The sequence below is a fragment of the Acinetobacter sp. YH16032 genome (assembly GCF_013417345.1).
Lineage (GTDB): Bacteria > Pseudomonadota > Gammaproteobacteria > Pseudomonadales > Moraxellaceae > Acinetobacter.
The window spans coordinates 521,545-534,708 of record NZ_VPEE01000001.1; the positions used below are offsets into that span (position 1 = coordinate 521,545).

The window sequence follows — 13,164 nt, forward strand, 5'->3', positions numbered from 1 at the left end:
TTATTTTGTTGAGCTGAGTAAAATGGCATCTTGTTTTTCGTAGCCTGTTTCAGTAGGAATACCCATGTAACTAATGACTGCAACGCGATAATTGGGGAAAGTGTAAGGAAATGCGTAAAGTTTTTTGATCTGAGGTAAATTACGATGATATCGAATATTCTCGAATTGTTGACTTTTATACTTTGAAGGATCAGAGCTTTGGCTGAGTTGTACCTGAGATTGGAATTTACTTACTTTAATTTCAGGCACGTTTAACCAAAAATTTCCAGTCTGTTTTCTTTGTCTATTGAATTTTAGTTTAGCAGTCTTGGGACTTAATGGTGTTGGTTTGACAAGGCGAGCTTGAATACTTTGAATTTTGCGTAGCGTATGCTGAATTTCAGTAATGTGATTTCGGCTATTTAATGGGGTATAAATGGATTGAACCTTAATCGCTTTATGTGGGTTTCTGCTGTTGAGCAAATAATAATAGAGTGTTGGTAGTCGACCAGATTCATCATGGTAATGGCGTAAATAATATATTTTATGATCTTTAATATCTGAACCTAGTACTTCTATTGTCTCCGGACCGCTGACTGTGGCAAAGGAGAGTGAAGAAATAAGGCAGAAGATGATACCTAGATAAGTTTTATGCTTTAAGTGATTATTGTTCATTTGGACTCATCTTTTTGTATTTTATATTGAGCATGATTTAAAATTTTAGAATTATGATGAAGAATAGGTTAATCAATTGTGTTGATTAACCTAAATCTAGAAGTTTACTCGGCAGTAGTGCTTACAACTTCATCTTCATCATCTTCAGCAGTATCCATTCCTAATTCTTTTAGCTTACGAGTCAAGGTATTGCGACCCCAACCTAAAAGCTCAGCAGCATGGCGTTTTCTTCCTCGAGTTTGTTGTAGTGCCGCATTAATTAAGGTGCGTTCAAACATAGGCGTGGCGATATCCAATAATTTCATTTCGCCATTTTTGAGTTTTTGTACAGCCCACTGACTAAGCAACTCATCCCAATGCTGAATAGCGATACGATCTGCTTGATTGTGTGGATGATTTGGATCATCAGATTTTTGGATTGGTAGTTGTTTTAACTCAGAAGGAAGATCTTCTGGGTAAACCTCTCGTCCAGTAATCATCACTGTCAGCCAGCGACATGTGTTTTCAAGTTGACGTACATTACCTTGCCAAGGCAACTGTTTCATGTATTCAATAGTTTCTGTACGTAAAATCTTTGGACTTACACCAAGTTCTTTACCTGCTCGTGCGAGAAAGTGTTGTGCGAGCATCGGAATGTCTTCCGAGCGGTGAGCAAGTTTAGGAATATGAATACGAATTACATTCAGACGATGATAAAGATCCTCACGGAAGCGTCCATCATGTACTAATTTTTCTAGATCTTGGTGAGTCGCAGCGACAATGCGGACATCAACACGCACTGGAATGTGTCCACCGACGCGATAAAACTCGCCATCAGCTAAAACACGCAATAAACGCGTTTGGGTTTCGAATGGCATGTCCCCAATTTCATCAAGGAATAATGTACCGCCATTGGCTTGCTCAAAACGACCTTGTCGCTGAGTATTAGCGCCAGTGAATGCACCTTTTTCATGACCAAATAATTCAGTTTCAATCAAATCTTTCGGAATGGCAGCCATATTAAGCGCAATAAATGGCTTACTGCTACGAGGTGAATGACGATGCAATGCATGAGCGACTAACTCTTTACCTGTACCTGACTCACCATTAATTAATACCGTAATGTGTGATTGCGACAAACGTCCAATTGCTCGGAAGACTTCCTGCATTGCAGGAGATTCTCCAATGATCTCAGTTGATTGAATTGGCTGTACGGTTGATTTCGCAGATTCTTGTTGTTGGAGCTTATTAATGTGCATGATGGCACGATTGACAAGTGCTAAAGCCTCATCAATATCAAATGGTTTTGGTAAATATTCAAAAGCACCCGTTTGATAGCTTGATACTGCTGACTCTAGATCCGAATGTGCCGTCATGATGATCACAGGTAGATCAGGATAATGACCTTTGACTTTAGCGAGAAAGGTAAGACCATCAATTCCTGGCATCCGTATATCTGTCAAAATTACATCAGGTGTATCATCAAGTAACTGATCCAGTGCAGATTGAGCTTCTTCGAAACTGGTAACATCTAAACCTTCTTCTTTAAATGTTTTTTCTAGAACCCAACGCATGGCGCGATCGTCATCTATTACCCAAATTTTATTTCGCGACATGGTTTAACTCCCAAGGTATATAAAGACTAAATACGGTTTTGCCCGGAACGGATTGGCATTCAATCATTCCATTGTGTTGATGCATAATATTTTGTGCGATGCTCAGACCTAAGCCTGTTCCTTTAGCGCGTCCTGTGACTAATGGATAAAATACGGACTCTAAAATTTCCTCTGGAACACCAGGGCCGTTATCTTCGATATCAATTCGAACAGTTGAGCGATGTAAAGTTCCGTTAATCGTGACAAGGCGATGAATACGTGTACGCAGGGTTAATTCAGGTTGAGTGTCTTGAAAAAACTCTTTATTTTCAGTCATGGCCTGAATAGCATTTACACTGATGTTCAACATCACTTGAATAAGTTGATCCCGATCTGCTTCAACATCAGGTAAAGAAAGATCATAATCACGAGTAATTTTAATTTTCTTTTTTGTTTGGTTCACAATCAGAGAACGAACGCGTTCCAAAGGCTCGTGAATATTTACAGGTTCATAGCTTGGTAACTGCCGAGAACCGAGCATTGTGTCAGCAAGATTTCTCAGGCGATCTACTTCACTAATAATAATGTCCGTAAATTCTTTATATTCAGGATCATTTAAACTACGTGCCAATAATTGAGTTGCGCCACGTATGCCCCCTAATGGATTCTTAATCTCATGCGCGACACCTCTGATTAATTGGCGTGCGACCTGATGTTGTTGAATAAAATTTTCTTCTTTAGAAATTTTCAACATTCGATCAATTGGATTGAGTTCAATCAGAAGGAGGGGGTGATAACTTTTGCCAGTGTTAAGTTGGGCAACAGAATAGTCAACATGTACATCTTTAAAGTTCACAATAATAGTCGCTTCACGGCGGGTATAAGCTTGCCCCGTGAGTAATGTATTTGTGAGCGCTTCTTCGGTGTTAAATGAATCACCTGGAGATTGTAAAATACTGAGCACAGATTGACCTGATGCTCTTAATAAGCTGATATCAAAGAGTGCTTCACATGAGGAATTTAAATAAAAAATATTTAATTCACTATCGACTAAAAGTATCGCAGTGCTCAAGTTGTCTACGAGTAAACGGTAATCAATCGTTGGTTGTTGATTCATTAACCTCAAAATCCTGTCTTAAAATAGAGCAATTGCATCTATGTGTTTTTCCATCACTGCTCACAAAGAGGGAGTTATTTAATTTTAACGTCCTCAAATAAAGCAAAATATGAGCCAACTTTGTTTGAAATCGTTAAAAACAACTAAAATGAACTCATTTATTAAGAAAAAAAGCGCGAAGCGATTGCAAAATATTCATGCAAAGTTGGGTTTATTTAATAATGCATCATATTGGTGCGATTGCAATATTTTTTAAAATTTATGGGAATATTTTGGTGCGTTATGCAAAGAGTGGGGTTTTCAACTGTTTTTATGAATTGAAAAGACATACAATACGCGGATTCTAGTGGAGCGCAGATTCATGAAATCCCCCAAAGTCGGTTTTGTTTCTTTAGGTTGTCCTAAGGCATTGGTAGATTCCGAGCGAATTCTTACTCAGTTAAAAACTGAAGGTTATGATGTAGCGTCGGATTATGACGGTGCTGATTTAGTTGTTGTTAATACCTGTGGTTTTATTGAATCTGCAGTACAAGAGTCATTAGACGCGATTGGTGAGGCGATGAGTGCGAACGGTCGCGTCATCGTAACAGGTTGTTTGGGTAAAGATGAAGAAAAAATTCGTCAAATGCATCCAAACGTACTTAAAGTTACTGGTGCAGCAGCTTATCAAGAAGTAATGGAAGCTGTGCATCAATATGTTCCTGAACCTCCTAAACATAATCCGTTTATTGATCTTGTGCCAGAACAAGGTATTCGATTAACACCAAAACATTATGCATATTTGAAGATATCTGAAGGCTGTAACCACCGTTGTACCTTCTGTATTATTCCAAGTATGCGTGGCGATCTCGTATCTCGCCCAGTTGGTTCTGTATTAGACGAAGCGGCGGCTTTAAAACGATCTGGTGTAAAGGAAGTCTTGGTTATTTCTCAAGATACTTCGGCATATGGTGTAGATACAAAATACAAGCTTGATTTTTGGAATGGTCAGCCTGTAAAAACTAAGTTCTATGATATGTGTGAAGCATTAGGTCAATTGGGTATTTGGGTGCGTCTGCATTATGTCTACCCATATCCACATGTTGATGCGGTTATCGATTTGATGGCACAGGGTAAGATCTTGCCTTACTTAGATATTCCATTCCAACACGCTAGCCCTAAAATTTTAAAACTAATGAAGCGTCCAGCGCATAGTGAAAACACGCTAGAGCGTTTAAAAGTTTGGCGTGAAAAGTGTCCTGATTTAGTCATTCGTTCAACATTTGTTGTTGGCTTCCCGGGTGAAACTGAAGAAGATTTCGTGCAACTTCTAGATTGGTTGAAAGAAGCTCAGCTCGATCGCGTTGGTTGTTTTACATACTCTCCAGTTGAAGGTGCAACTGCAAATGATCTGCCAGATCATGTGCCTGAAGAAATTAAACAGGAGCGCTACGAACGCTTTATGCAGGTTCAGCAAGAAATTTCTGCTGCAAAGCTACAAAAGCGTATTGGTCAAACCATGACCGTGCTGGTTGATGATCTAGAAGAAGAGTTTCCAGTTGCAGTGGCGCGTTCTTATGCAGATGCTCCAGAAATTGATGGAAATGTCTTTGTAGAAGATATTGATAAGAGCAAGATTAAAGCAGGTGATTTACTGGTTGTTAAAATCACTGATGCGGATGAATACGACCTTTATGCAGAATTGATTGAAATTAAAACCGCATAATTGTTTGAAGTAATACATATAAATGAATTCGGATATTGGAGTTTGTAATGTTAGATTCTAAAAAACCACGCTTTGGTCGTATTCTGCTAAAACTTTCGGGTGAAGCGCTAGCAGGCAATAAAGATATGGGTATCGACGCACAAGTGCTTGATCAAATGTCTTTATCTATTGCTCACTTGGTTGGTCTAGGTGTGCAAGTTGGTATCGTTGTGGGTGGTGGTAACCTTTATCGTGGTAGCCAATTACAGCAAGATGGGTTGGTTGGTCGTGTAACAGGTGATCAAATGGGTATGCTAGCAACTGTGATGAACGGTTTGGCGCTACGAGATGCATTGGTACGTCGTAATATTAAAACCCGTTTAATGTCAGCATTACCAATCGGTACAGTTGTAGAATCATATTCTAGCCGTGATGCGATTCGTCATTTAAATAATGGTGAAGTTTGTGTGTTTGTGGCGGGTACTGGTAATCCATTCTTTACGACAGATACCGCTGCTTGCTTACGTGGTATTGAGATTGAGGCCAACTTAATTCTTAAAGCGACTAAGGTAGATGGTGTCTACAATAAAGATCCAAGCAAATACGAAGATGCTGTTAAATATGATGCATTAACATTTGACCAAGTCTTAGATGAGAAACTTGGTGTAATGGATTTAACCGCGATTTGCTTATGCCGTGACCATAATGTTCCACTTCAAGTATTCGATATGAATAAATCAGGTGCGTTATTGTCAGTGGTTATGGGTGAAAAAGAAGGTACTCACGTTACTAATTGATGTACGTGGCTTTCAAAGCTATTTATACTAAACACTATTTTGATTTAAATTTTGAGAATTAGGTAAGGAAGATCACATGATTAACGATCTTAAAAAAGATGCTGAAGAGCGTATGAATAAATCATTGGACTCATTAGAGCATGGTTTTGCTAAAGTTCGTACAGGTCGTGCACATCCATCAATTCTTAACGGCGTAATGGTTCCTTACTATGGCTCTGATGTGCCATTAAACCAAGTTGCTAACATTGGTGTTGAAGATTCGCGTACATTGCTTGTTCAACCTTTCGAGCGCACCATGGTTGCTGCAATCGATAAAGCAATTCGTGAGTCAGATTTAGGTTTGAACCCAATTACTGCTGATTCAATTCGTGTACCAATGGCGGCATTAACTGAAGAAACACGCCGTGATATGCAAAAAGTGGCACGTAACGAGGCTGAAAATGCAAAAGTTGCGATTCGTAATATTCGCCGTGATGTATTAGGTGATATTAAAGCGTTGTTGAAAGAAAAAGAAATTTCTGAAGACGATGAGCGTCGTGCTGGCGATGAAATCCAAAAAATCACAGATAAATTTGTTGCTGAAGTTGAAAAGCGTTTAGCAGCAAAAGAAGCTGAGTTGATGAAGGTCTAAGCTATATAATGACCATCTCAGCAGAGCTTCTGCCACAACATGTTGCCATCATTATGGATGGCAACAATCGTTTTGCAAAAAAGAAACATCTACAAAAAGGTGATGGACACCGTGAAGGAAAAAATGTCCTTGATCCGATTGTAGAGCATTGTCGTAAAGTGGGTGTAAAAGCACTTACTGTTTATGCCTTCTCAAGTGAAAACTGGAATCGACCTCAATATGAAGTTGATTTGCTCATGAAATTGTTGCAAGAGACGATTAATGAACAAATTCCTCGAATGATAAAGTTTCAGATTGGGCTCAGATTCATCGGGGATCGCTCTCGTTTATCGCCAGAATTGCAACAATTAATGTTGCAAGCAGAACAAAGGACTGCTACTTTCACAGAAATGACGCTCACAATTGCTGTGAGCTATGGTGGAATGTGGGATATCGCACAAACTGCTAAAACAATCGCACAACTCGTCAAAGAACAAAAAATTGATGTTGATCAAGTTGATGTTGATTTGTTTGCTCAGCATGTCAGTTTAGGTGACTTACCTCCAGTCGACTTATTGATTCGTACTGGTGGTGATTATCGATTGTCTAATTTTTTATTATGGCAATCTGCATATGCTGAGTTGTATTTTACTGAGACGTTGTGGCCAGAATTCACAACAGAAGAATTGGATCATGCCTTTGGTGTGTTTTTAGGGCGTGAAAGGCGCTTTGGAAAAACCTCTGAGCAGGTCCAACAAGAGAAAATAGAGAACTAATAATGTTAGAGCGGATAATTACCGCATTGATTTTAGTGGCTGTAGTCTTGAGCTGTATGTTTGCAACTACATCCATTTATCCAATGTTAGCGTTAATGATTATCGCTGCCGGGGGGGCTGGCTATGAGTGGTTTAAACTCATGCCTCGTCAAACTGATCAAGTGAATAAATTTAAAGCAGGATGCTTTGGTGTAATCACTGCGGTATTTTCTGCAATTGCGCTTTATTTTGATGATCTAGTACTGCTGTTGTGGAGTGCTTCGATTATTACTTGGGTTATTACCATTTATTGGGTTAAGCAATATCCTCTTTATGATGCGTGGTATAACACTTCACTGAATTGGATTGGTGTAGTGATTATTAGCGCTGCAGTATCGGCAATATACGAAGTCTGGATAAGTTCACCTTGGTGGCTCATGTATCTATTCCTCTTAGTGTGGGGTGCTGATAGTGGGGCGTATTTTGTAGGTAGGAAGCTTGGTAAGCGTAAGCTTGCACCTGAGGTGAGCCCGAATAAATCTATTGAAGGGTTAATCGGTGGTGTAATTACAGTCATCATTGTTATCTTATTTGTACAATTTAACTATTTAGATTTAACCGCAGTAGAGCATATTCTATTTTTACTCCTATCTGTGCTGACAGTATTTAGCTCAGTTCAAGGTGATTTATTTGAATCAATGATTAAGCGTCGTGCAGGTATTAAGGATTCAGGTCGTATTTTGCCTGGTCATGGTGGTGTATTAGATCGCATTGACTCATTGCTTGCTGCCGCACCTATTTTTGCTGCGGGAATATTTGTTTTAAAACTTGTTGGTGTAGATTTATAGATGTCTCAATCAGTATGTATATTAGGTGTAACGGGTTCAATTGGACAAAGTACCTTAAAAGTCATTGATCGACATCCAGAGAAGTACAATGTTTTTGCGGTATCTGCATTTAGTCGTGTAGAGCAGTTAAGCGAAATATGTCAACAATATCATCCACAGTATGCTGTTGTACCTTCAGGCAAGGTGGATGAACTACATCAATTTTTCAAATTAAAAAATATCACTTCAACCGAAATTCTCTCTGATGAGTCGGGTTTAATCGCTGTTGCTGAGCATCCTCAGGTTGATATCGTGATGGCGGCGATAGTGGGTGCGGCAGGATTATTGCCAACACTCGCTGCTGTTCAAGCGGGTAAGCGTGTTCTTCTAGCAAATAAAGAATCGTTGGTGATGTCTGGTGACATCATGATGAAGGCCGCTAAAGAGAATAAAGCCTTATTATTACCTGTAGATTCTGAACATAACGCAATATTTCAGTGCCTGCCTCAAAATTATTTACAATTAGATACAGGTGGTAAACCCCAGTTAGGTGTTTCACAAATTTTGTTGACTGCTTCTGGCGGTCCATTTTTGCATCATACGCTAGATGAGCTCAGTAATGTGACACCTGCACAGGCTTGTAAGCACCCTAATTGGTCAATGGGACAGAAGATATCAGTTGATTCGGCAACGCTAATGAACAAAGGTCTCGAGTTGATCGAGGCCTGTCATTTATTTTCAATTCAAGAACATTTTGTTACAGTGGTTGTGCACCCACAAAGTATTATTCACTCAATGGTTCAGTATGTTGATGGTAGTACTTTGGCTCAAATGGGTAATCCTGATATGTGTACGCCGATTGCACATGCATTTGCATGGCCAGATCGGATTGAAACACATGTTCCTCCGCTAGATTTATTTCTAAACGATACGCTTAATTTTATGCAGCCTGATACTGTACGCTTTCCAGCGTTGCAATTGGCTCGTGAAGCAATGAAGTCTGGAGGATTGGCGCCTGCGATCTTAAATGCTGCAAATGAAATCGCGGTTGAAGCATTTTTAAAAGATAAAATCAAATTTTTAGATATTCCTAAAGTTGTTGAATCCACTTTGAATCATGTTCAAAATTCAAATGCTGATTCTTTAGAGCTAATCTTAGAGACTGATGCGCTTGCACGTCGCTATGCTATTCAACTCACGAATTCACTGAGTACCTAAGATGAATATACTTTTCATTATCGTCGCGGCTATTTTGCTTCTAGGTCCATTGATTGCAATTCATGAATTTGGACATTACTGGGTAGCACGAAAACTTGGCGTTAAGGTTCTTGTTTATTCAATTGGATTTGGTCCAACAGTTCTAAAGTGGACCTCTAAAAAGTCAGGCATTCAATATCAGCTCTCTGCATTGCCTTTAGGTGGTTATGTAAAAATGCTAGATGAGCGTGAAGGTAATGTAAGTGCAGAGGATTTACCTTATGCGTTTAATCGGCAATCCCCTTTAAAACGAATTGCAATCGTTGCTGCGGGACCACTTGTTAATTTAATTTTTGCTGTTTTACTTTTTTGGATTTTGTTCTTACCAGCTCAGGAACAATTAAACACTCGAGTTGGTAAAGTGATTGAAAATACGCCAGCCGCACAAGTAGAGATGCGTTCTGGTGATAAAATCATAGCAGTGGATGGAACTGCGACACCAACTTGGGAAAAATTGAATTATGCGCTGATTGATCGCGTAGGTGAAACTGGTACGATTCAAATTCAAGCTGATCGTGATGGTCAGGTACAAACTTTTAATTTACCGATTCAGCAATTTTTAAAAGATCAGTCTCAATCACCATTGGATGTCTTGGGGTTTTTACCATATCGACCTCATATTCAACCAGTTGTACATAAATTATCTGAAGATGGTGCTGCTATACGCCAAGGGATGAAAGAAGGTGATGTAATTGTCGCGATTGATAATAAAAAAATTAACGATTGGTTAGAAGTTGTTGATATAGTACAAAAATCACCAGAAAAACTATTGAATATCGAAGTGATGCGTCAAGGCGAGATTGTTCAATTAAAGGTCATGCCGCAAGGAAAGCGTGACAATATGGGCAATACGACAGGAATGTTGGGAGTGCAAGCTCAATCTGGTCAGATCAATATTCCTGCTGAATATAAGCATACAATTCAATATGATCCAGCGGAAGCTTTTGTGGTTGCGGTTGAAAAAACGGGTCAATTATCTTCTATGATCCTTGGCTCAATTGTCAAAATGATTCGAGGATTGATTGGGTTGGATAATCTCTCGGGTCCAATTACGATTGCTAAAGTTGCAGGTCAAAGTGCTGAAATGGGGTGGCAAACTTTCATTTCATTTATGGCATTAATGAGTGTAAGTTTGGGGATATTAAATTTGCTTCCGATTCCGATGTTGGATGGTGGGCATTTAGTTTATTACATAATTGAATTAATTCGTGGTAAACCTGTTTCTGAACAAATACAATTGGTTGGATTAAAAATTGGTATGGTGTTGCTGGGAAGTATGATGTTTCTCGCAATATTTAATGATTTTATGCGTTTATAAGCGTTATAGATGGATAATTAACTTACTGGAAAACAATAGGCATGCAGCACAAACATTTATTTATGCCATTGGCACTCGTTAGCGCAATGGCAGCAGTACAACAAGTATATGCAGCAGACGAGTTTATCGCGCGGGATGTGCGTGTTGATGGATTAGTTCGACTAACGCAAGCTAATGTACTCGCAATGTTACCGGTGAATGCTGGGGATCGCATTAATGATCCAGTGATTGCGAATGCGATTCGTGCGTTGTATGCCTCTAATTCGTTTGATGATATTCAAGCTTTCAAAGAAAACGATGTTTTGGTTTTCAAAGTCGTTGAACGTCCTATTATTTCTAAAATCAATTTCAAGGGTAATAAGCTCATTCCAAAAGAAGCCTTGGAAGAGGGCTTGAAGAAAATGGGTCTAGCTGAAGGTGAGGTGCTCACTAAATCTGCACTTCAGACGCTAGAAACTGAGCTTGAACAGCAGTATTCACAACAAGGTCGCTATAATGCGGATATTCAGGTCGAAACTGTTGCAAAAGCCAATAACCGTGTTGATGTCAATATTAATTTCATTGAAGGTAAACCAGCTAAAGTTTTTGAAATTAATTTAATTGGTAATACTGTATTTAAAGACGATGAAATTAAGCAAGTCTTTGCTGTCAAGGAAAGCGGATGGTTATCTGTCATTTCCAGAAATGATCGCTACGCGCGTGAAAAAATGGCAGCAAGCCTTGAAGCATTAAGAGCTTTATACCTTAATAAAGGTTATATCAATTTTGAAATTACCAACTCTAATTTGAATATCAGTGAAGATAAAAAAAATATTTTCATTGAAGTTTCAATGAATGAGGGTGAGCAATTTAAATTTGGTGAAACCAAATTTTTAGGTGATGCTTTATATAAAGACGAAGATCTTCGTGCACTAAAGATTTATAAAGATGATGCAACTTACTCACAAGAGTTGGTGAATGCAGTAAAACAGTTGTTACAGCGTAAGTATGGTAATGCTGGTTATTACTATGCTGAAATTAATGTTGTGCCTCAAATTGACAATGAAACAAAAAAAGTTAATTTGAATTATTACATCAATCCGGGTCAGCAAGTTACGGTTAGACGTATTAATTTTACAGGTAATACCAAGACTGCTGATGAAGTTTTACGTCGTGAAATGCGCCAGATGGAAGGTGCATTAGCGAGTAACGAAAAAATTGATCTTTCAAAAGTCCGTTTAATGCGTACTGGATTTTTCAGTAAAGTAGATGTTAAGCCGGTACGTGTTCCGGGGGCGCCTGATCAGATTGATTTGAATATCGCTGTTGAAGAACAACACTCAGGATCAAGTACTTTAGCTGTGGGTTATTCGCAAAACGGGGGTATTACGTTCCAAGCAGGTTTAAGTCAAACTAACTTCTTAGGTACAGGTAACCGTGTAGCGATTGATCTTTCTCGTTCTGAGACACAAGATTATTATAACCTAAGTGTTACTGATCCATACTTTACAATTGATGGTGTCAGCCGTGGTTACAATCTCTATTATCGTAAGACGAAATTAGACGAAGACTATAACGTTAACAATTATGTTACAGATAGCTTCGGTGGTGGTCTGAGCTTTGGTTACCCTATTGATGAGAATCAGAGCTTAAGTGCTGGTATTAATATTGATCAAACTGAAGTAACGACTGGTCCATTTGTTTCTACTTATGTGCGTGATTATTTACTTGCCAATGGTGGTAGGGAAACAAGTACTGGTAAGTATTGTCCAGTCGACTTAGAGCCAATTAAAGATGATAACGGTAATGTAATTGGTTATGAACCTTGCTCTGAACCTGAAGTTGAGTACGGTAATGAGTTTAAAGGTGATTTCTTTACTTATAGTTTAAATTTAGGTTGGTCTTATAACACATTAAATAATCCACGCTTCCCAACGTCGGGTATGTCTCATCGTGTTAATGCAGAGATTGCATTGCCGGGTAGTGATGTTGAATATCAGAAGGTAACATACGATACTCAAGCCTTTATTCCTTTAGGAAAGGATTTTGTATGGCGTGGTTATGGTAAGGTAGGTTTCGGTAATGATTTACCATTCTATAAAAACTATTACGCTGGTGGTTATGGGTCTGTTCGTGGTTATGATAATAGTACATTAGGTCCAAAATATCCGAGTATTACAGATGCTGCTCTAACTCGAGAAGATAGAAACCCTGAAGAGGTGGGGGGTAATGCATTAGTTCAATTTGGTACTGAATTAATCTTACCAGTTCCTTTTAAAGGCGACTGGGCGCGACAGGTCCGTCCTGTTATTTTTGCAGAAGGTGCTCAAGTGTTCGACACTCAATGTGACGTACCTACTGGAAATATTTATTTTGGCGCAACCAATTCGACTGCATTCGATGCTAGACAATACTGTAAAGACAACTTTGGTTTCGATGCTGGAAATATGCGATATAGTGTTGGTGTAGGCTTCACATGGATTACGATGATTGGTCCACTATCATTAAGCTATGCGTACCCACTGAATGATAAGCCTGGTGATGAAACTAAGTCTGTTCAATTTGAAATTGGTCGTACTTTCTAGTACGGCC

11 protein-coding genes are annotated in these 13,164 nt (G+C 38.9%); 8 read left to right on the forward strand and 3 right to left on the reverse strand.

Translation table 11 applies throughout. The features are described from left to right. From FTV32_RS02465 to glnL, 3 genes are all read right to left on the reverse strand, one after another. Positions 1-654, reverse strand: coding sequence for an aminotransferase (locus FTV32_RS02465; RefSeq protein ID WP_180027801.1), 654 nt, complete (start codon positions 652-654; stop codon positions 1-3). A gap of 104 nt (positions 655-758) precedes the next feature. Next, positions 759-2,249, reverse strand: coding sequence for a nitrogen regulation protein NR(I) (gene glnG, locus FTV32_RS02470; RefSeq protein ID WP_035263676.1), 1,491 nt, complete (start codon positions 2,247-2,249; stop codon positions 759-761). Then, a complete protein-coding gene (gene glnL, locus FTV32_RS02475; RefSeq protein ID WP_180027802.1) occupies positions 2,236-3,345 on the reverse strand; it encodes a nitrogen regulation protein NR(II) in 1,110 nt (369 codons plus the stop codon). The genes glnG and glnL overlap by 14 nt, the downstream gene beginning before the upstream one ends. 361 nt (positions 3,346-3,706) lie before the next feature. Here glnL and rimO point away from each other — a divergent pair, with 361 nt between their 5' ends. The 8 genes from rimO to bamA all read left to right on the forward strand — a co-directional run bounded on the left by rimO (position 3,707) and on the right by bamA (position 13,157). Continuing rightward, positions 3,707-5,050, forward strand: a complete 1,344-nt coding sequence (rimO, locus tag FTV32_RS02480) for a 30S ribosomal protein S12 methylthiotransferase RimO (RefSeq protein ID WP_180027803.1) — start codon at positions 3,707-3,709, stop codon at positions 5,048-5,050. A 47-nt stretch (positions 5,051-5,097) separates the two neighbouring features. After that, positions 5,098-5,826, forward strand: coding sequence for a UMP kinase (gene pyrH / locus FTV32_RS02485; RefSeq protein ID WP_035263670.1), 729 nt, complete (start codon positions 5,098-5,100; stop codon positions 5,824-5,826). 76 nt (positions 5,827-5,902) lie between these two features. Further along, positions 5,903-6,457, forward strand: a complete 555-nt coding sequence (frr, locus tag FTV32_RS02490; protein ID WP_035263669.1) for a ribosome recycling factor — start codon at positions 5,903-5,905, stop codon at positions 6,455-6,457. A gap of 8 nt (positions 6,458-6,465) precedes the next feature. Beyond that, complete coding sequence (gene uppS / locus FTV32_RS02495; protein WP_180027804.1) at positions 6,466-7,212, forward strand: polyprenyl diphosphate synthase; 747 nt, start codon at positions 6,466-6,468, stop codon at positions 7,210-7,212. Between the two features lie 2 nt (positions 7,213-7,214). Next, complete coding sequence (locus FTV32_RS02500) at positions 7,215-8,039, forward strand: phosphatidate cytidylyltransferase (RefSeq protein ID WP_035263666.1); 825 nt, start codon at positions 7,215-7,217, stop codon at positions 8,037-8,039. Further along, entirely contained in the window at positions 8,040-9,236 is a 1,197-nt protein-coding gene (gene ispC / locus FTV32_RS02505; protein ID WP_092766348.1) for a 1-deoxy-D-xylulose-5-phosphate reductoisomerase, read from the forward strand. A gap of 1 nt (position 9,237) precedes the next feature. Continuing rightward, the gene (gene rseP / locus FTV32_RS02510) at positions 9,238-10,593 is read left to right on the forward strand and encodes an RIP metalloprotease RseP (RefSeq protein ID WP_180027805.1); all 1,356 of its coding nucleotides are present in this window, start codon (positions 9,238-9,240) and stop codon (positions 10,591-10,593) included. A gap of 41 nt (positions 10,594-10,634) precedes the next feature. After that, entirely contained in the window at positions 10,635-13,157 is a 2,523-nt protein-coding gene (gene bamA / locus FTV32_RS02515) for an outer membrane protein assembly factor BamA (protein WP_092766346.1), read from the forward strand. The last annotated feature ends 7 nt before the right edge of the window (positions 13,158-13,164 follow it).